Source organism: Azotobacter tropicalis (assembly GCF_059739045.1).
The window spans coordinates 1,109,332-1,128,485 of sequence record NZ_AP046059.1; the positions used below are offsets into that span (position 1 = coordinate 1,109,332).

Genomic DNA, 19,154 nt, shown 5'->3' on the forward strand with positions numbered 1-19,154 from the left:
GCGCACGACCCCGGGCAGGGCCGTCATGAAGCGGCACATTATACGTGACTACCCGGCTGTCGGCCGCCACTCGGGCGGCAGCTGGATACCAGCCATGCGCCTGGCCACGAAAAAAAACCTGCAACAGCACGCCGCCAGACCTTATCCGGGCTAAAATCCAGCCTCCCGAACCCTCAAGGTAGTCGTGCCATGTCCTTCGCCGAGCAATTGTCCCGCCTGCAAGCCTTTCTCGACGCCGACGATCTGCATGAAGAAGCGTTGGACTACGTCGCTGCCCACGGCTACCTGACGGCCCTGTCGATCTGCCCGGACACAGTGCCCGAACACGAATGGATCGATGCCCTGTTCGCCGAGCCGCCGCACTACCGCAGCGACATCGAACGGGAGGAAATCGAATCCACGCTGCTCCAGCTCAAGGCCCATATCGGCCGCCAGTTGGCCAGCGACGAGGAGCCCGAGCTGCCCTGCGAGCTCGACTTGGGCGATGACCCCGATGACTCCGACCTGCGCGGCTGGTGCATCGGCTTCATGGAAGGGGTCTTCCTGCGCGAGGAGGCCTGGTTCGAAGACGCCGAGGAGGAAGTCAGCGAACTGCTGCTGCCGATCATGATCGCCTCCGGGCTGTTCGAAGATCAGCCGGACTTCGCGGAAATCGCCCATGACCGCAAGCTGGTCAATGAAATGATCCAGCAGATTCCGGACCTGCTTACCACGCTGTTCCTGCTCTGTCACGCCCCGAGGAAAAACCCGCGCTGCTCAAGCCACGCAATCACTGAGGAAGGCGGCGGGTGTCACGCACCGTCCGCGAAAGCCGCTCCCCCGTGGTGCGCCATGCCCTGCAAGCCGTCGGCCTGCTCAGCCTGGCGCTGGGGGTGATCGGCATCTTCCTGCCGCTGCTGCCGACTACGCCCTTCCTGCTGCTGGCCGCCGCCTGCTTCATGCGCAGCTCGCGGCGCTTCTACCTCTGGCTGGTCGGCCACCCCTGGCTGGGCCCCTGGATCCGCGACTACCTGGACGGCGAAGGCATTCCCCTCAAGGGCAAGGTCTACGCCATCGGCCTGATGTGGATGAGCATCCTGCTGTCCTGCTATCTGGTTTCGCTGCTTCCTGCCCGCCTGCTCATGCTGGCCAGTGCCGTGTTGGTCACGCTCTACATCCTCAGGCAAAAGACCCGGCCAATACGGGCCGACTGATCTATCTCGCCGGATCGCCGCCATGATTGCGCCGGTAGACCGCCGCCCCCATCGCCGCGATCTGCCCCTCGATCAGGGCCTCGAAGGGCCGCAGCATGGCATCGAAGCGACCAGGCCCCTCGAGAATGTTCAATGCGCAGACGATCGCCTCGAGGGTCGACAGCGCTCCGGCCATCGGCGCCTTGCGCAGCCGATAGCGAGACGACAGACCTTCCGGCAAGGCAACCCGCGGCAAGGCGGCCAGTTGTGGATTCAGATGGAGCATCCGACGGGCCTTGCGCCAAGTGCCGTCCGGCACGATCAGCTGCAGGGGCGGCCCGTCCTGAGCCAGCTCGGCCAGTGGCATAGCCTGCTCGCCGGGAAACAGCAGGCAGTTGCGGTAGGTACCGTGCGCCAGCTCCGCCGCCAGCTCAGGAAAGGTTTCGCCGACCCGCAACTCGCCATGGTCCAGAGCCAAGGCGGCCAAGCGGGCGGTATTCAGGGCATGGGAAGCCTCGGCAGGATGCTGCAGGATCAGCACCTGGGTACGGCTCGACAAGCGGGGAACGAGAGCACAGAGGCAATGGCTCAGCGGACGCGCACAACGGGAACAGCGGGGACGTGACATGAACTCTCCTCGGCGGAGCAGTCTGCCACAGCGTGGACGGGACGAAAAACGAAACAAGGCGCCCGCAGGCGCCTTGCCAGAACAGCGATCAGCGACGGCGTGCGCGCTCCTCGGCCAGACGACGGCGTTCGTCGCTTTCCAGAGGAATCGGCTGCAGGCGCCCGGCGGCATCCAGACCGAACAAGGTAGCGAGATCGGCGAGCAAACGATTGAGCCAAGCGTTCATGACCAGTTCCTCCGGTTACGACCAAGTGGGGCATTCAGGCAGCAGTTGCACGGGCAATCTGCGCCATCCTTAATTTCAGGATAGCCCCTGTTTTCGCCTGACGGCCTGACTCGCATCAAAAAGCATGGAGCGAGCTGCCCGCAAGCACGCGGCAACAGGCCGCCGCGCTCCACCGGCTACTGGACCAGCTCCTGCTCGCTGAACAATCCATCGAACAGCATGCTCGACAGGTAGCGCTCGCCGGAGTCCGGCAGGATCACCACAAGGGTCTTGCCCTGCAGCGAGGGCTCGTGCTCGGCCAGACGCACCGCGGCGGCCATGGCCGCGCCGCTGGAAATCCCGCAGAGAATGCCCTCCTCGCGCATCAGGCGCAGGGCCATGCTCTTGGCCTCGTCGTCGGTGATCCGCTCGACCCGGTCGACCAGCGTCAGGTCCAGGTTCTTCGGCACGAAGCCGGCGCCGATGCCCTGGATCTTGTGCGGCGACGGCTTGACCTCCTCGCCGGCCAGGGTCTGGCTGATCACCGGCGAGCCGGCCGGCTCGACGGCCACCGAGAGCAACGGCTTGCCGCAGGTCTGCTTGATGTAACGGGACACGCCGGTGATGGTGCCGCCGGTGCCGACCCCGGCGACCAGCACATCCACAGCACCGTCGGTGTCGTTCCAGATCTCCGGGCCGGTGGTCTTCTCATGGATCTCCGGGTTGGCCGGATTGTCGAACTGCTGCGGCATGAAGTACAGCTCGGGATTCGAGGCGGCGATCTCGGTGGCCTTCTCGATGGCGCCCTTCATACCCTTGGCCGCCTCGGTGAGCACCAGCTCGGCGCCCAGGGCCTTGAGCACCTTGCGCCGCTCCAGGCTCATCGACGCCGGCATGGTGAGGATCAGCTTGTAGCCGCGTGCCGCAGCGACGAAGGCCAGGCCGATGCCGGTATTGCCCGAGGTCGGCTCGACCAGGGTCATGCCGGGCTTCAGGCGCCCACTGGCCTCGGCGTCCCAGACCAGATTGGCGCCGATCCGGCACTTGACCGAATAGGAGGGGTTACGTCCTTCGATCTTGGCCAGGATGGTCACCCCCTGGGGAGCCAGGCGGTTGATCTTGACCAACGGCGTGTTGCCGATGGATTGTGCATTGTCGGCATAGATGCGGCTCATGGCGCGCTCCTTGTTGGTGTATGCGCGAAAGATGGGCAAGCCTAAGTCGCCGCGCAAACGCCGTCCAGATCCCGGCGTTCCTGCCCCGCCGCCTGCACGTTATAGTCGGGCCCCGGTCCAACCACGAAAGGCCGACGCACCCGGCACCACCCCATGCGAGGATTCACGATGAAGTTCCAGGGCACCTCCACCTACGTGGCCAGCGACAGCCTCAAGCTTGCCGTCAACGCCGCCATCACCCTGCAGCGCCCGCTGCTGGTCAAGGGCGAGCCGGGCACCGGCAAGACCCTGCTCGCCGAGCAACTGGCGGAGTCTCTCGGCACCCGGCTGATCGCCTGGCACATCAAGTCCACCACCAAGGCCCAGCAGGGCCTCTACGAATACGATGCGGTGAGCCGCCTGCGCGACTCGCAGCTGGGCGTGGACAAGGTCCACGACGTGCGCAACTACCTCCGCAAGGGCAAGCTGTGGGAGGCCTTCGAGGCCGAGGAGCGGGTGGTCCTCTTGATCGACGAGATCGACAAGGCCGACATCGAGTTCCCCAACGACCTGTTGCAGGAGCTCGACCGCATGGAGTTCTTCGTCTACGAGACCGGCGAAACCGTCAAGGCCCGTCAGCGGCCGATCGTGGTCATCACCTCGAACAACGAGAAGGAGCTGCCCGACGCCTTCCTGCGCCGCTGCTTCTTCCACTACATCGCCTTCCCCGACCGCGAGACGCTGCAGAGAATCGTCGACGTGCACTTTCCCGGCATCAAGGGCGAACTGGTGGCCGAGGCGCTGGATGTGTTCTTCGAGGTGCGGGAGATCCCCGGACTGAAGAAGAAGCCCTCCACTTCCGAGCTGGTCGACTGGCTGAAGCTGCTGCTGGCCGACGACATCGACCTCGCGGCGCTGCGCGAGCGCGATCCGACCAAGGCCATCCCGCCGCTGGCCGGCGCCCTGGTGAAGAACGAGCAGGACACGCAGCTGCTCGAGCGCCTGGCCTTCATGACCCGCCGCACCGGGCGCTAGGGGAAAACCCGCCGTGCGACTTTCCAGCACAGGCGGGTAACGCTTCGCGGTTACCCGCCCCACGCAATGTCTGACCGGAGCATCCCCATGCTGCTCAACCTGTTCAACGAAATGCGCGCGGCCAAGGTGCCGGTCACGCTGCGCGAGCTGCTCGACCTGATCGAGGCGCTCGAACAGCGGCTGGTATTCGCCGACATGGACGCCTTCTACTTCCTCGCCCGCACCGTCCTGGTCAAGGACGAGCGGCACTTCGACAAGTTCGACCGGGCCTTCACCGCCTACTTCCAGGGCCTGGAGAACCTCGACGTCCTACTCGAGGCGCTGATCCCCGAGGAATGGCTGCGCAAGGAATTCGAGCGCCTGCTGAGCGACGAGGAGAAGGCGCAGATCCAGTCCCTGGGCGGCCTCGAGCAGCTGCTCGAAACCTTCAAAAAGCGTCTCGAGGAGCAGAAGGAGCGGCACGCCGGCGGCAGCAAGTGGATCGGCACCGGCGGCACCAGTCCCTTCGGCTCGGGCGGCTACCATCCCGAGGGCATCCGCGTCGGCGAGGCCGGCGAGCGCCAGGGCAAGGCGGTCAAGGTCTGGGAACAGCGCGAGTACCGCAACCTCGACGACCAGGTCGAGCTGGGCACGCGCAATCTGAAGATCGCGCTGCGCCGCCTGCGCAGCTTTGCGCGCGAAGGCGCGGCCGAAGAACTCGATCTCGACGCCACCATCGCCCACACCGCGCGCGACGCCGGTCTGCTCAACATCCAGCTGCGCCCGGAGCGGCACAACAAGGTGAAGCTGCTCCTGCTGCTGGACATCGGCGGCTCGATGGACGCCCACGTGAAGGTCTGCGAGGAGCTGTTCTCCGCCTGCCGCAGCGAGTTCAAGCACCTGGAGCACTACTATTTCCACAACTTCGTCTACGAGACCCTGTGGACGGACAACCGCCGGCGCCACTCCGAACGTATCGCGACCCACGACCTGCTGCACAAGTACGGGCCGGACTACAAGGTGGTGTTCGTCGGCGACGCCTCCATGTCGCCCTACGAGATCCTCCAGCCCGGCGGCAGCGTCGAGCACTGGAACGAGGAGCCCGGTCTGGCGTGGATGCAGCGTTTCACGGAAACCTACCGCAAGCTCATCTGGATCAATCCGTCCCCCGAGCGCGTCTGGAACTACGGCAGCTCGATCCAGATCGTCCGCGAACTGGTCGGACAGCACATGTACCCGCTGACCCTGAGCGGCCTCGAGGAAGGCATGCGCTATCTGGCCAAGTGAAGCCGGCCTGGGTGGGGAAAACACCGGTGGCTCAGGCCGGCGCGACCTCGCCGCGGGCAACGCATTCGCCCAGCCGCCAGAGGGTCCACTCGCCCGGCTGGTGGGCGATCCAGGTCTCGTTGGCGGTCAACGGCTCGGTGGCCAGTACCGTCACCACGTCGTTCGGCGTGGTCTCGGCCTGGAAGTCCACCGTCAGATCGGCATCCTTCAGCCGCGCCGGGCCGAAGGGCGAGCGGCGGGTGATCTCCGCCAGCTTGGTACTGCAGAAGCTGAACAGCCAGTCGCCGTTGCCCAGCAGGCAGTTGAACACGCCCCTGGCGCGGTATTCGTTGCAGGCCGCCACCAGGATCGGCAACAGCTCCTGCGCGGCCACCGGCTCGGGGAAGGCCCGGCGCACCCGGTTGAGCAGGTCGCAGAAGGCCCGCTCGCTGTCGGTGTCGCCCACCGGCCGGTAGAACCCCGCCGCCGGCTGGAAATCCGCCAGTTGGCCGTTGTGGGCGAAGCACCAGTTGTGACCCCAGAGTTCGCGCACGAAGGGATGGGTATTGGCTAGGCAAATCCGCCCGACGTTGGCCTGGCGGATGTGGCCGATGACCAGCTCGCTCTTGATCGGATAGCGTTGCACCAGCCGGGCCACTTCGGAGTCGGCGCTCGCCGCCGGGTCCTGGAACAGCCGCAGGCCGCGGCCCTCGTAGAAGGCGATGCCCCAGCCGTCACGGTGCGGCCCGGTGCGTCCGCCGCGCTGCATCAGGCCGGTGAAGCTGAAGACGATGTCGGTCGGGACATTGGCGCTCATGCCGAGCAGTTCGCACATTGCGGGCCCCTCGCAGACGGCCAGTCAGAAACGCGGGCCGCTACGCAGGCCCTGCGGCTTGCCGACCTCGCCGCGGGCCATCAGCTCGCGCAGGGTCGGCTCGTCCCCGTCGCTCGCCGGCGCCGTGTCGAGCACGCCGGCGCGACGGCGCCAGAGCAGCCAGCGCACTCCGGCCGCCAGCAGGTACACGACCATGGCGATCATCCCGTAGAGCGCCAGGTCGGCCACCGCACGCCAGGCGTTGTTGCCGACACCGAACAGCAAGTCGAGGACGGTGATGGCGATGGCCGGCGCGAACAGCTCCTTGCCCGGGTCGACGATGGTCGGGGTCAGCAGCAGCACCGCCACGATCAGCCGCAGCGGCTCGCGCAACCAGCGCCACATCCAGCGGGTCAGCCGGAACCAGACCAGCAGGCAACCCAGCACGGCGACGCCGTAGGCGACCCAGGCAAGCAGATAGTCGTTATCGATCATGGCGGTGTGAGACTGGCGGAAGGGTGCTTATGATAACGACATTTCCCCACCGCGGCGCCACTGCCGGAAGTCGCGCCGTCGGACGCCAGCCGCCGCCAGGAGCCCCCATGCTGCAAGCCCCCATCGCCCGTGTCGAAAGCCGTTGTGCCGATCCCTACCGCTGGCTGGAGCAGCGCGACGACCCGCAGGTACTCGCCTATCTGGAGGCGGAGAACGCCTATCTGGAGGCCGAACTCGCGGATGTCGGCGCGCTGCGCGAGAGCCTGTTCCAGGAGGTCAAGGGCCGCATCCGCGAAACCGACCTGTCCCTGCCGGTGCCCTGGGGACCCTGGCTCTACTACCAGCGCACCACGGCCGGCGACGAATACCCGCGCCACTACCGCTGCCCGCGCCCGGCGGACGGCTCGCTGCAGACCGACGAGCGCCGCGAGGAGTTGCTGCTCGACCCCAACGCCCTGGCCGACGGCGGCTACCTGTCGCTCGGCGCCTTCGAGATCAGCCCCGACCACCGGCGCCTGGCCTACAGCCTGGATACCAGCGGCGACGAGATCTACCGCTTGTTCGTCAGGGAGCTGGACAGCGGCGCGTTGCACGAACTGCCCTTCGAGGACTGCGACGGCAGCATGACCTGGGCCAACGACAGCCGGACGCTGTTCTTCGCCGAACTCGACGATACCCAGCGCCCGCACAAGCTGTACCGCTACCGGCTCGGCGCCGACGAGGCCGAGCTGGTGTTCAACGAGCCGGACGGACGCTTCTTCATCCACTGCTACCGCGCCAGCTCCGAGCGCCAGTTGATCCTTCTCAGCAGCAGCAAGACCACCTGCGAGGCCTGGGTACTGGATGCCGAGCATCCGCAGGAGGCTTTCGTCTGCATGGCGCCGCGCCAGGAGGGCCACGAGTACTACCCCGATCACGGGCGCCTCGACGGCGACTGGGCCTGGCTGATCCGCACCAACCAGGACGGCATCAACTTCGCCATCTATCAGGCGACCGAGGGCGCGCCGAGCCGCGAACACTGGCGCCCGCGGATCGGCCACGACGACGCGCGGATGATCGAGGACCTCAGCCTGAATGCCGGCGGCTTCGCCCTCAGCCTGCGCGAACAGGGCCTGCCGATCGTCGAGGTGCACCCGGCCGGGACCACGCCCTACCGCGTCGAGCTGCCGGACGCCGCCTACAGCCTGGACGTGCAGGACATCCTGGAATTCGATAGCCCGGTGATCCGCCTGCGCTACGAGGCGCTCAACCGGCCGGCGCAGATCCGCCAGCTGGATCTCGCCGGCGGCGCCCAGCGGGTACTCAAGGAAACCCCGGTGGAAGGCCCGTTCGATGCCGACGACTACCTCAGCCTGCGGCTCTGGGCCGTGGCCGCGGACGGGGCGCGCATCCCGGTCAGCCTGGTCGCCCGCCGCGACAGCCTGGGCGCTCCCGCCCCGCTCTATCTCTATGGCTACGGTGCCTACGGCGAAAGTCTCGATCCCTGGTTCTCGCATGCCCGGCTGAGCCTCCTGGAGCGTGGCTTCGTGTTCGCCATCGCCCACGTGCGCGGCGGTGGCGAGCTGGGCGAGGCCTGGTATCGCGCCGGCAAGCTGACCCGCAAGGAAAACTCCTTCGGCGACTTCATCGCCGTGGCCGAGCACCTGATCGCCCAGGGCTTCACCGCCGCCGACCGCCTGGCGATCAGCGGCGGCAGCGCCGGCGGCCTGCTGATCGGCGCCGTGCTCAACCGGCGTCCGGAGCTGTTCGCCGCGGCGATCGCCGAGGTGCCCTTCGTCGACGTGCTGAACACCATGCACAACCCCGAGCTGCCACTGACCGTCACCGAATACGACGAGTGGGGCGACCCGAACGATCCCGAAGTCCATGCGCAGATCAAGGCCTACGCGCCCTACGAGAACGTGCGCGCCCAGGCCTACCCGGCGATCCTCGCGGTGGCCGGCTACCACGACAGCCGGGTGCAGTACTGGGAGGCGGCGAAATGGGTGGCCAGGCTGCGCGCCAGCAAGACCGACGACCGCCTGCTGCTGCTGAAGACCGAGTTCGGCGCCGGCCACGGCGGCATGAGCGGGCGCTACCAGGCACTCAAGGACGTGGCCCTGGAATATGCCTTCCTGCTCAAGGTGCTCGGCCGCAGCTGATCACAATTGCTTCTCGCCGGGAGCCTTGCCTTCGGGGTGGTGATGCTCGATCACCGCGTTCATCTCCGCGCCGAACAGCAGCACCGCCGAAGAGATGAAGAAATACAGCAGCATGACGATGATTGCCCCGACGCTGCCATAGGTGGCGTCGTAATGGCCGAAGTTGCGCACGTAGAAACCGAAGCCGAGCGAGGCCGCGATCCACACCAGCACCGCCAGCACCGAGCCGGGGGTGATGAAGCGGAAGCGCTGCTCGACGTCCGGCGCCACGTAATAGATCAAGGCCACCGCCAGGATCAGCAGCAGGACCGCCACCGGCCAGCGCAGCCAGGTCCAGAGGGTGACGATCAGTTGCTCCAGGCCCACCCAGCCGGCCAGCCAGCTCATCACCTCCGGGCCGACGAGCATCAGGGCGGCCGCGCTCAGCAGCATCAGGGCGATGCCGACGGTGTAGAGCACCGACAGGGGAATGCGCTTCCAGGCCGGGCGGCCCTCTTCGACATCGTAGGCCTTGTTCATGGCCTGCATGGTCGAGCGCACCCCGGCCGACGCCGTCCACAGGGCGACGATTATCCCCACCGAGAACAGCCCGGCCCGCTCGGTCTGGAACTGGACAATGACGGTGTTGACCGTGTCCATGGCCTGCGCCGGCAGCAGCAGGGCCGCCTGCTGCTGCAGCCAGTCGAAGAAGCGCTGCAGGTCGAGAAAGCCGATCAGGGCGATCAGGAACAGCAGGAAGGGAAACAGGGAAAAGAGCATCTGGAAGGCCAGCGCCGAAGCATAGGTCGGCATCTCGTCGGCCATGAAGTCCTTCACCGTGCACTTGAGGACCTCGACCAGCCCCATCCCCCGCAGATCCAGCAAATGCATGCCGCTCCCTCCTGCTTCGCGCCTCTAGGGGATAGACGTGCCGGATCGGTATCGGTGCCGGCCGGCCGACCGGCGGCACCGCAGGAGAGCGGCATGCGCGGATGCGCGGTCAGTTGAAGAACTTGGCCAGCATGCGCGAGACGAAGCCGCCTTCGAGGCTTTTCTTCACGTCGCTCACGTAGTGCTTGTCGTCGCGCTTGATGTGGTTGGTCAGCCACAGCCCGATGTCGCTGCGCACCTCCCGCGCCAGGCGGATCGGGTCCTCGCCCTTCTCGAAACGCGCACCGTAGGCATAGGCGCGTTCCTTGAAGCGCTCGTGCACCTGGTGATGGGCCTCGAGCAGCGGATAGCCGGCCTTTTCCATCAGGCTTTCCTCGAAGGTGTTGTGGGAAATGGAGTAGTCGATGATCGCCTTGATGACCCGCTCGATCTCCGGGACCGACCGTTGGGCAATCGCCTGATCGATCTCTTGCAGGTAGTCGAAGATACGCTTGTGCTGATCGTCGATGATGTCGATCCCGGTTTCGAACTCGGCTGACCAGTTGATGTTGTAAGCCATTTTTGCACGCACCTCGGCAAGACAGAAAAGCAGTCAGTAACGCCTCCCGGAGTCCTGCAATTCACATGCCGAATGATGTCATTTTAATGTCACGCGAATAATGGCAGGTCTGGAAAGATTTCTTGACGACCAAGCGATCATTCCGCGCCCACGACTGATGCAAAGATCACAAAAGCGTTCACTTTTGTAACGAACCGCACAAAATCGAACTTTTTCTCGGTATCCCGTTTACGCTCCGGGAAACCAGACTCGAGCCAAGCGAAATCGGCTGCAGGAAGCGGCATTCACGAGCGTCAAAGGCGCATGAGGCGCCTCGCCCGCCCCTTCGGCACCGTGCCGGGCGCATCAAGCGCCAGCGGCTTGCGACGCCGCATGAGCGGCGCGCGGCGGAGCATGAACAGGCGGTTTTCAGCGTTCGGCCCGGGCTGCCAGCAAGGGCGTATCCAGCACCTGCGACTTGCCGCCCATGAGGTTTTCGGTGATGGCGACGAAGTCGCCGGTATTGACCCGTTCCATGCGGACCACCCCCCGCACCACATCGTCCAGCGAATGGCGATTCTCGCTGCGCGCGCGGATCTCGGCGTCGAGCGCCTGCAGCAGGAGCACGGCACGGGCGGTCGCCGCCCCGCTGACCCGCTCGCCGCGCAAGGTCTCGACCTGGCGGCTCCAGCGGGTCAGCTGCTGGCGAATGCGCTCGTAGCGATCCTCGCTGAGGCCGCCGGCACGCCGCAGCAGCTCGATGGCGTAGTACTCGGCCAGTCCCTCGCTGATCCAGTCGCTTTCGTCGGTATCGCGAATCCGGGCGAACACGTGCACCAGTTCGTGCAGCAGGGAGCTGGTGCCGTTCTCGCTGACCAAGGGACGGTCGGCGTGCAGGTACAGGGAGTTGGGCGCCGACAGGCCGCCGCGCCACATCGGGTTGCCGGCGCCGACCACCAGCAGCTTGTCCGGCTCGCGGAGGAACACGGCCTGGTATTCGTCCCAGACGAAGGTCAACAGGGTCAGGATGTCCATCCGCCGCATCCTCTCGCCGAGCGGCGCCGCCACGCTGACCTCGCTGTCGCCCAGGGTCGCCCGCCGGGTCCCGAGCTTGCCGGCGAGCAGCCAGCCGGTCGGCCGATCGAAGCGGCGCGCCGGGTTGTCGATGCGGAAACGGTTCTTGCCGATCCGCGGCCAGCCGCTCTCGACGCTCTGCCAGCCTTCGGGCAGCTCGAACTCCAGGCGCGCGACCAACTGCACGCCGTCCTGCTGGACCAGATGGGCGCTGGGCACCAGGTCATCGCCGCGCAGCAAGGCCCAGTCGTCGGTCATCCGCGCATCGAAGCGCCCGGAGGCGCGCGCATGGCTGACCCGCATCCGGTAGCTCAGGCTGCTCCTGCCTTCCGCGGGTAGCCAGGTGCCGCTGCCGGGCTCCTGCTGCTGCCATTGCCCGTCGGTCTGGAAATCGCTGTAGCGGCCCTGCTCGCCCAGATCGAAGCGCAGGCTGCGGACCGCACTGCCCTGCTCCAGGGTCAGGCGTACCTCGGCCTGGTCGCGCTCCGGCACAAAGCGCACGTGGTAATCCAGAGCGACCTTGTCGGCCGCCCAGGACGGGACGGTCGTGACCAGCAGGACAGCGCAGAACGGCAGCTTCGGGCAGGCAGGCATGGGCGGACTCCTTGGCGGAACGGACAGCACCAGTGTGCCGGCAAGCCGGGTGCGAAGAAAGCTGCTGAACATCCTGCCAGGCTCGGCCTGGAGCCGCCGGCAGGTATCAGCCGGCGCGGAAGATCAGGTAGTCCTCCCAGTCGTCCTCGGCCACCGAGGTTTCGCTGAGCATGCGTCCGGCCTGGGAAATCCGCTCGCGGTGCACCGCCTGGGGATCGCCGCAGACCAGCGGGTGCCAAAGCGGCAGGTCCTTGCCTTCGGCGAGCAGGCGATAGGCGCAGGTCGGCGGCAGCCACTGGAATTCGCCCGCTTGGGCCGCGGTGAGCTGGATGCAGTCGGGAACCGACTGGCGACGGTTGGCGTAGTCGCGGCAGCGACAGGTCTCCAGATCGAGCAGGCGGCAGGCGATGCGCGTGTAGTAGACGCCGCCGTCTTCCTCGTCCTCGAGCTTTTGCAGGCAGCATAGGCCGCAGCCGTCGCACAAAGACTCCCACTCCCCGGCGTCGAGCCGGTCGAGGGTCTTGCGCTTCCAGAAGGGTTCGACTTTCGCCGCCATGGGAACTACCGCCACCTGTGCCGAAAAGGCCGGCAGTCTAGCCACTGGCGGGCTTCCGGCCAAGAGCGGCGCGGCGGGCGGTCGCCGCGCATGCGGCGGCCGCCCGCTCCGGCATCGGCGGATGCCGGTCCCGATCGGTCAGCGGACCAGACAGGGCTTCTTGTTATCGAAGCGCCAGCCGGGGATCAGGTACTGCATGGCGACGGAGTCGTCGCGCGCGCCGAGGCCCATGCCCTTGTACAGCTCGTGGGCCTTGTTCAGCTGGTCCATGTCGATTTCCAGGCCCAGGCCCGGCTTCTGCGGCACCTTGACCTTGCCGCCGACGATCTGCAGCGGCTCCCTGGTCAGGCACTGGCCGTCCTGCCAGATCCAATGGGTGTCGATGGCGGTGATCTTGCCCGGCGCCGCGGCGGCGACGTGGGTGAACATGGCCAGCGAGATGTCGAAGTGGTTGTTCGAATGCGAACCCCAGGTCAGGCCCCACTCGTGGCACAGCTGCGCCACCCGCACCGAGCCCTGCATGGTCCAGAAGTGCGGGTCGGCCAGCGGGATGTCCACCGACTGCAGCTGGATGGCATGACCCATCTGCCGCCAGTCGGTGGCGATCATGTTGGTCGCGGTGGGCAGGCCGGTGGCGCGGCGGAACTCGGCCATCACCTCGCGGCCGGAGTAGCCGTCCTCGGCGCCGCAGGGATCCTCGGCGTAGGCCAGCACGCCGTGCATGTCGCGGCACAGGCGGATGGCGTCCTTGAGCAGCCAGCCGCCGTTGGGGTCGAGAGTGACGCGCGCCTCGGGGAAGCGCTCGGCCAGCGCGGTGACCGCCTCGATCTCCTCCTCGCCGCGCAGCACGCCGCCCTTGAGCTTGAAGTCCTGGAAGCCGTAGCGCGCATGCGCCGCCTCGGCCAGGCGGACCACCGCCTCCGGGGTCAGGGCTTCCTCGTTGCGCACCCGGAACCAGTCGTTGTCGGCCTCGGGCTCGCCGCGGTAAGGCAGATCGGTCTTCCGGCGGTCACCGACGTAGAACAGGTAGCCGAGCATCTCCACCTCGTCGCGCTGCTGACCTTCGCCGAGCAGGGCCGCCACCGGCACCTCGAGGAACTGGCCGAGCAGATCGAGCAGCGCCGCTTCCAGGGCGGTCACCGCGTGGATGGTGATGCGCAGGTCGAAGGTCTGCAGGCCGCGGCCGCCGGCATCGCGCGAGGCGAAGGCCTGGCGCACCTGGTTGAGGATCTTCTGGTACTGGCCGATCGGCTGGCCGATCAGCAGGCTGCGGGCGTCCTCCAGGGTCTGGCGGATGCCTTCGCCGCCGGGGACCTCGCCGACCCCGGTGTGGCCGGCGTTGTCCTGGAGGATGACGATGTTGCGGGTGAAGTACGGGCCGTGGGCGCCGCTCAGGTTGAACAGCATGGAATCGTGGCCGGCCACCGGGATGACCTGCATGCCGGTGATGACGGGGGCCTTGCCGGCTACGTGGGAAGTCGAAACGGTCATGTTGGATTCCTGTAAAGGCTGTGGGGTCTGGATTCCGTCCCGTGCCGCGCCGGAGACGGCGGGCACGGGCGGGGTCTGGTCTCAGGCGTGGGACCGGCTCAGCCGCATCCCGGGCAGCCCGGAGTCGTCGCGGGGGCCGGGCTGGGTGCGCGCGAAAAACACCACGATGGCCGCCAGCACCGAGGTCGCGGCCAGTCCGTAGAGGCCGCCCTGGATGGAGCCGGTGTAGTGTTCGAGCAGGCCGAAGGTGGTCGGCGCGACGAAGCCGCCGAGGTTGCCCACCGAGTTGATCAGGGCGATCACGCCGGCGGCGATGCGCGCGTCCAGATAGCCCTGGGGAATCGGCCAGAACAGCGAGGAGGCCGCCTTGAAGCCGATGGCCGCGAAGCACACGGAGACGAAGGCGAAGACCGGCCCGCCGGTGGTGGAGGCGAACATTCCCAGGGCGGCGATCAGCAGCGCCGTGGCGACCCAGGCCTGCTGGAACCGCCAGCGGGCGGCCAGCCGGGCGAAGGCGTACATGGCGACGATCGAGATCAGCCAGGGAATCGAGTTGAAGAAGCCGACCTCGACGCTGTTCAGGTCGCCCATCCGCTTGATGATCGTGGGCAGCCAGAAGGTGGCGGCGTAAATGGTCAGCTGGACGCAGAAGAAGATCAGGCAGAACAGGAAGATCTGGACATCCTTGAGCAGCGTCCAGATCGACGGCTTGCTGCCGGTCGCGGCGCCGGTCGCCGCCTCGCGGGCGCGCTGTTCCTCGTCGATGGCCGCGACCAGGGCATCCTGCTCGGCACGCTCCAGCCACTTGGCGTCGTGCGGCCTGGAGTCCAGCCAGAACCAGACGAAACCGCAGAGCAGCACCGAGGCCATGCCTTCGATGAAGAACATCCACCGCCAGCTCTGCCAACCGAACGCGTCGATCTGCAGCAGCAGGCCGGCCAGCGGGCCGGAGATCACGGAAGCCAGCGCCGAACCGCTGAGGAAGATGGCGATGGCCTTGCCGCGCTCGGCGCCCGGCAGCCAGAGGGTGAAGTAGTAGATCACCCCGGGGAAGAAGCCCGCTTCGGCGATGCCCAGCAAGAAGCGCAGGATGTAGAAGTGGGTTTCGTTCTGGATGAAGGCCATCGCCGTGGCGACCAGGCCCCAGCTGATCATGATGCGGGTCAGGCAGGCACGCGCGCCGATCCTTTGCAGCAACAGGTTGGAAGGCACTTCGAAAAGGGCGTAGGCGATGAAGAACAGGCCGGCGCCGAAGCCGAAGGCCGCGGCGCCGATGCCCAGGTCGGTCTCCATCTGGGTACGGACGAAGCCGATGTTCACCCGATCGATGTAGTTGACGATGAACATGACGACGAACAGCGGCAGGATATGGCGCTTGACCTTGGCGACGGCCGATTGCAGCGTCGGATCGGCGACGGGGCCGGCGCCGGCATTGGAGGCGTGGTTCACGAGTGAGTCTCCCACTGATTGTTTTTATGCGGGGGTGCAGACGACAGCCCGGCCTGCCGGAGGCGGCCGGGCTGTCGCATCACTGCGGGCCGAGCTTCCTGATCAGCGCGGCGAGGCGCTCGTACTCGTCGGGCAGCAGGTCGGTCAGCGGCGCGCGCACGGGACCTGCATCGTGGCCGACGATCTTCACCCCGGCCTTGACCATGCTCACCGCGTAACCGGCGCGGCGGTTGCGGATCTCCAGCAGCGGCAGGAAGAAGTCGTCGATGATCTTGCCCACGGTGACGTGGTCGTCGGCGGCGACGGCCTTGTAGAACTCCATCGCGGTACGCGGAATGAAGTTGAACACCGCCGAGGAATACACCGGCACGCCCAGCGCCTTGTAGGCCGCGGCGAAGACCTCGGCGGTCGGCAGGCCGCCCAGGTAGGTGAAGCGCTCGCCCAGGCGGCGGCGGATCGACACCATCAGCTCGATGTCGCCCAGACCGTCCTTGTAGCCGATCAGGTTCGGGCAGCGCTCGGCCAGCTGCTCGAGCAGCGTCGGGGTCAGCCGGCAGACGTTGCGGTTGTAGACCACCACGCCGATCTTCACCGCCTTGCAGACCGCCTCGACGTGGGCGGCGACGCCTTCCTGGCTGGCTTCGGTCAGGTAGTGCGGCAGCAGCAGCAGGCCCTTGGCGCCCAGGCGCTCGGCCTCCTGGGCCATGTGGATGGCCTGGCGGGTCGGGCCACCGACGCCGGCGAGGATCGGCACGCTGCCGGCGCAGGTGTCGACCGCGGTCTTGATGATCTGCGGGTACTCGTCGAGGTCCAGCGAGAAGAACTCGCCGGTGCCGCCGGCGGCGAACAGCGCGCTGGCGCCGTAGGGCGCCAGCCACTCCAGGCGGCGGGCGTAGGATTCGGCGTTGAAGTTGCCGGCGGCATCGAAATCGGTGACCGGGAAGGACAGCAGCCCGGAGGAGAGGATGGACTTGAGTTCCTGGGGAGTCATGGCGGATCGTCCTGCGTTGGGGGTTATTGTTGATGAGCACGACAAGCTGCAGCTGCTTGACAGTCATCATACAAGCAGTCTTCAAAATACCGCAAGATGTCCGACAAGCTTTTCGTCCGCCCACCCGCAGCCCTGCAGAACGCAACGCCCGCACAATGCGCCGCAAGCCATGGATGACCGCAGCCTAGCTCGAACCGGCTAGAGGGTTTGCCACGGGCCGCCGCCCGTTCGGAGCAAGGCTCTCGGCCAGTGCAGCGACCTATATGTCGTCATACATGTATGACATGTTCGGAGTGCCAGCGGCACGCGTTCTGGCGTACCCTCGGCGCAGTTGGCCGCCAAGGTCAGGTCTTTGCCGATGGAAAACACTCATTTGGACCGCACGAACACACCCGACACCGCCCCTGTCGCCGCGCCGCGCAAGCGCTCGCGCAGCCTCGCCCACGATCTGGTCACGGAACTCACCCAGCGCATCCTGCTGGGCAAACTCGGCCCGGGCGACAAGCTGCCCTCGGAAAGCGAGATCGTCCGCGAACAGGGCGTCAGCCGCACGGTCGTGCGCGAGGCCCTCTCGAAACTGCAGGCCTCGGGGCTGGTCGAGACCCGTCACGGCATCGGCACCTTCGTGCTGGAGCGCAAGCCGCAGACGGCACTGGGCCTGAACGTCGAAACGGCGCTCGGCATGCATAACATTCTGGAACTGCGCCTCGGCCTGGAAAGCCAGGCGGTCGCCCTGGCCGCCCGGCGGCGCACGGAGGAACAGCTGACGGCGATGCGCCAGGCGCTGGACGACTATCAGGATGCGCTGGCCGGCGCCCGGAGCTGTGTGGAAGCGGACCGGCGCTTCCACCTGCTGATCGCCGAAGCCACCGGCAATCCCTATTTCGGCGAGATCATGCGCCACCTGGGCGAGGCCCTGATTCCACGCAACCGGATCGACTCCGGCGCGCAGGGCGGCAAGGAGCTGGCCCGTCTCGGCTATCTGGCCAACCTGGAGCACGAAGCCATCTTGCTGGCCATCCGCCGGCAGGATCCGGACGCGGCCAGAGCCGCCATGTGGACCCACCTGAGCAACAGCCGCGAGCGCTTCGCGCCGGACGAGTGACGGCGAAGCGCGGCCACCCGGCTCACACCGGGTCGTTCATCCGCAGCAGCTCCTCCGGCAGGTGCTCGATGTACTCCTCCTCGGGCGGCGGCATCTGCAGGTGGTAGCCCTGCTTCCCGAGGTTCTCCAGCACCTTGTGGATGTCCTCGCGGCCAGCGTGCGCTCGGGCGAGAGCACCAGGTCGAAGGCGTGCTGCGGCGTACCGAAGGCCGCCAGCAGGGCTTCGGGCACCCGCGCCAGGGCGTCCTTCTTCTCCACGTAGAGATACATCTCCCGGCGCCGCGGGCTCTTGTAGATGGAACAGATGCGTTTCATGGTCGTTCTCCGCCGAGGCAGTCGAGCAGGGTCTGGCCCATCCGCTCACGGCGCCAACCGCGCAGCGTGTCGGGCAAGCGATAGGGGCCGTTGGGGAAGCCGCTTTTCAGCAGGGCTTCGAGAATCTTCTTGCGCAGCGCCAGCTCCGGGGCGATCTGCAGGCGCGCGGCCTCGGCCTGACCGACCGCCCGCAGCTTCTTGAGCAGCCCCGCGGCCTCCATCGGCAGCGGCTCGGGCAACGGCTCGGGCCAGCTCTCCGACGGCGTCGCACCGCTTTCGCGGATCAAGCGGAGCAGGAACTCGCCGTCCTGGCGCACCGTGCGCGGGTGCATGTCCTCGATGCGCCCGAGGCCGACCAGGTCGGTCGGCTGGAAACGCGCCAGCGGCCACAGGCTGTGCTCGCGCAGGATGCGGTTGCGCGGCTGGTCGCGCCGGCGCGCCTCGCGCTCGCGCCAGGCGTACAGCTCGCGCAGCACGGCGAGCTGCTGGCGGCTCAGCTTCCAGGCCAGGCGCCCCTCGCGGTAGAGCTCCTCGGGTGCCACCTCGCGGCGCAGGCCAGCGACCAGTTCGGCGCCGTCCTCCAGGGTCCAGGCGCGCTTGTCCTCGGGCAGCCGCGCGGAAAGTGCGACGTAGAGCTCCGCCAAGTGCACGGCGTCCTCGGCGGCGTAGCGGATCTGCAGCTCGCTCAGTGGGCGCTGCAGCCAGTCGGAGCGGGTCTCGCCCTTGGGCAGTTCGATGCCCAGCACCGCCTGGACCAGCCGGGAATAGCCCATGGAAAAGCCGAGGTTCAGGTAGGCGGCGGCCAGCTGGGTGTCGAACAGCGGCTGCGGCAGGCTGCCGGTCAGGCGCAGCAGCACCTCCAGATCTTCGCTGCAGGCGTGCAGCACCTTGACTACCGCCGGGTCCTCCAGCAGCTCGGCCAGCGGCCGCCAGTCGCCGATGGTCAGCGGGTCGATCAGGTAGGCGCTGCGACCGTCGCCGACCTGCACCAGGCCGGTCTGCGGATAGAAGGTGTCGACCCGCACGAATTCGGTATCGAGGGCGACGAAGGGCAACTGCCGCCAGCGCGCGCAGTGGCTGGCGAGGCTGGCGTCGTCGCGGATCCAGTGAATGTCGATGGCCACGAAGGCTCCTTGTTGAGGCCGCGGCAAGCGCGCCGCATCGGGGCGGGCCCGACGCCGGACACGGCTGGCACGGCAGCATCCGTCCTGCGAAATGCGGCGCAGGGCCGCTAGAGGGCATGCAGTATATCCAGCGCCCCCGGCCCCGGCCAAACGGCATC

Annotated in this window: 18 protein-coding genes and 2 pseudogenes; 6 read left to right on the forward strand and 14 right to left on the reverse strand. The window is 67.1% G+C overall.

What is annotated here, in order from left to right:
- The first annotated feature begins 189 nt into the window (after nucleotides 1–189).
- Both Atro_RS05090 and Atro_RS05095 read left to right on the forward strand, forming a co-directional pair.
- Nucleotides 190–776: pseudogene (locus Atro_RS05090) on the forward strand (UPF0149 family protein).
- 12 nt (nucleotides 777–788) lie between these two features.
- A complete protein-coding gene (locus Atro_RS05095; RefSeq protein ID WP_497926703.1) occupies nucleotides 789–1,193 on the forward strand; it encodes a YbaN family protein in 405 nt (134 codons plus the stop codon).
- 1 nt (nucleotide 1,194) lies between these two features.
- Here Atro_RS05095 and Atro_RS05100 read toward each other — a convergent pair whose 3' ends face one another.
- The 3 genes from Atro_RS05100 to cysK all read right to left on the reverse strand — a co-directional run bounded on the left by Atro_RS05100 (nucleotide 1,195) and on the right by cysK (nucleotide 3,180).
- Complete coding sequence (locus Atro_RS05100) at nucleotides 1,195–1,800, reverse strand: tRNA-uridine aminocarboxypropyltransferase (protein ID WP_497926704.1); 606 nt, start codon at nucleotides 1,798–1,800, stop codon at nucleotides 1,195–1,197.
- Between the two features lie 88 nt (nucleotides 1,801–1,888).
- The gene (locus tag Atro_RS05105) at nucleotides 1,889–2,026 is read right to left on the reverse strand and encodes a PA1414 family protein (RefSeq protein ID WP_165493812.1); all 138 of its coding nucleotides are present in this window, start codon (nucleotides 2,024–2,026) and stop codon (nucleotides 1,889–1,891) included.
- Between the two features lie 176 nt (nucleotides 2,027–2,202).
- The gene (gene cysK / locus Atro_RS05110) at nucleotides 2,203–3,180 is read right to left on the reverse strand and encodes a cysteine synthase A (protein ID WP_497926705.1); all 978 of its coding nucleotides are present in this window, start codon (nucleotides 3,178–3,180) and stop codon (nucleotides 2,203–2,205) included.
- A 168-nt stretch (nucleotides 3,181–3,348) separates the two neighbouring features.
- Between cysK and Atro_RS05115 the strand changes: the two genes are divergently transcribed.
- A complete protein-coding gene (locus Atro_RS05115; RefSeq protein WP_497926706.1) occupies nucleotides 3,349–4,194 on the forward strand; it encodes an AAA family ATPase in 846 nt (281 codons plus the stop codon).
- An 87-nt stretch (nucleotides 4,195–4,281) separates the two neighbouring features.
- Nucleotides 4,282–5,460: a vWA domain-containing protein gene (locus Atro_RS05120; protein ID WP_497926707.1), complete on the forward strand. Its 1,179-nt coding sequence runs from the start codon at nucleotides 4,282–4,284 to the stop codon at nucleotides 5,458–5,460.
- A gap of 31 nt (nucleotides 5,461–5,491) precedes the next feature.
- Here the strand turns inward: Atro_RS05120 and Atro_RS05125 are convergent, their stop codons facing one another.
- Together Atro_RS05125 and Atro_RS05130 are read right to left on the reverse strand one after the other, a co-directional pair.
- On the reverse strand, nucleotides 5,492–6,274 hold the full coding sequence (locus Atro_RS05125) for a class II glutamine amidotransferase (protein WP_497926708.1): 783 nt from the start codon (nucleotides 6,272–6,274) through the stop codon (nucleotides 5,492–5,494).
- A 24-nt stretch (nucleotides 6,275–6,298) separates the two neighbouring features.
- Nucleotides 6,299–6,748: a hypothetical protein gene (locus Atro_RS05130; protein WP_497926709.1), complete on the reverse strand. Its 450-nt coding sequence runs from the start codon at nucleotides 6,746–6,748 to the stop codon at nucleotides 6,299–6,301.
- Nucleotides 6,749–6,855: 107 nt separating this feature from the next.
- Between Atro_RS05130 and Atro_RS05135 the strand changes: the two genes are divergently transcribed.
- The gene (locus tag Atro_RS05135; protein ID WP_497926710.1) at nucleotides 6,856–8,889 is read left to right on the forward strand and encodes a S9 family peptidase; all 2,034 of its coding nucleotides are present in this window, start codon (nucleotides 6,856–6,858) and stop codon (nucleotides 8,887–8,889) included.
- Here Atro_RS05135 and Atro_RS05140 read toward each other — a convergent pair whose 3' ends face one another.
- The 7 genes from Atro_RS05140 to kdgD form a co-directional block, all read right to left on the reverse strand.
- Nucleotides 8,890–9,759: a YihY/virulence factor BrkB family protein gene (locus tag Atro_RS05140; RefSeq protein ID WP_497926711.1), complete on the reverse strand. Its 870-nt coding sequence runs from the start codon at nucleotides 9,757–9,759 to the stop codon at nucleotides 8,890–8,892.
- A 109-nt stretch (nucleotides 9,760–9,868) separates the two neighbouring features.
- Nucleotides 9,869–10,318: a bacteriohemerythrin gene (locus Atro_RS05145; protein WP_497926712.1), complete on the reverse strand. Its 450-nt coding sequence runs from the start codon at nucleotides 10,316–10,318 to the stop codon at nucleotides 9,869–9,871.
- Nucleotides 10,319–10,726: 408 nt separating this feature from the next.
- Complete coding sequence (locus Atro_RS05150; protein ID WP_497926713.1) at nucleotides 10,727–11,965, reverse strand: hypothetical protein; 1,239 nt, start codon at nucleotides 11,963–11,965, stop codon at nucleotides 10,727–10,729.
- A gap of 106 nt (nucleotides 11,966–12,071) precedes the next feature.
- Entirely contained in the window at nucleotides 12,072–12,521 is a 450-nt protein-coding gene (locus Atro_RS05155) for a YcgN family cysteine cluster protein (protein WP_497926714.1), read from the reverse strand.
- Nucleotides 12,522–12,659: 138 nt separating this feature from the next.
- Nucleotides 12,660–14,012: a glucarate dehydratase gene (gene gudD, locus Atro_RS05160; protein ID WP_497926715.1), complete on the reverse strand. Its 1,353-nt coding sequence runs from the start codon at nucleotides 14,010–14,012 to the stop codon at nucleotides 12,660–12,662.
- 81 nt (nucleotides 14,013–14,093) lie between these two features.
- Entirely contained in the window at nucleotides 14,094–15,359 is a 1,266-nt protein-coding gene (locus tag Atro_RS05165; RefSeq protein ID WP_497927613.1) for an MFS transporter, read from the reverse strand.
- Between the two features lie 181 nt (nucleotides 15,360–15,540).
- Nucleotides 15,541–16,452: a 5-dehydro-4-deoxyglucarate dehydratase gene (kdgD, locus tag Atro_RS05170; protein ID WP_497926716.1), complete on the reverse strand. Its 912-nt coding sequence runs from the start codon at nucleotides 16,450–16,452 to the stop codon at nucleotides 15,541–15,543.
- A gap of 373 nt (nucleotides 16,453–16,825) precedes the next feature.
- Here kdgD and Atro_RS05175 point away from each other — a divergent pair, with 373 nt between their 5' ends.
- On the forward strand, nucleotides 16,826–17,557 hold the full coding sequence (locus Atro_RS05175; RefSeq protein WP_497926717.1) for a FadR/GntR family transcriptional regulator: 732 nt from the start codon (nucleotides 16,826–16,828) through the stop codon (nucleotides 17,555–17,557).
- A 22-nt stretch (nucleotides 17,558–17,579) separates the two neighbouring features.
- On the opposite strand, the pseudogene Atro_RS05180 reads toward Atro_RS05175, so the two are convergent.
- A pseudogene (locus Atro_RS05180) lies at nucleotides 17,580–17,872 on the reverse strand (YcgL domain-containing protein).
- Nucleotides 17,869–18,996 carry a ribonuclease D gene (gene rnd / locus Atro_RS05185; protein ID WP_497926718.1) on the reverse strand — a complete coding sequence of 376 codons (1,128 nt, stop codon included), beginning with the start codon at nucleotides 18,994–18,996 and terminating at the stop codon, nucleotides 17,869–17,871. Before rnd ends, Atro_RS05180 begins: the two are co-directional and overlap by 4 nt.
- Nucleotides 18,997–19,154 lie beyond the last annotated feature (158 nt).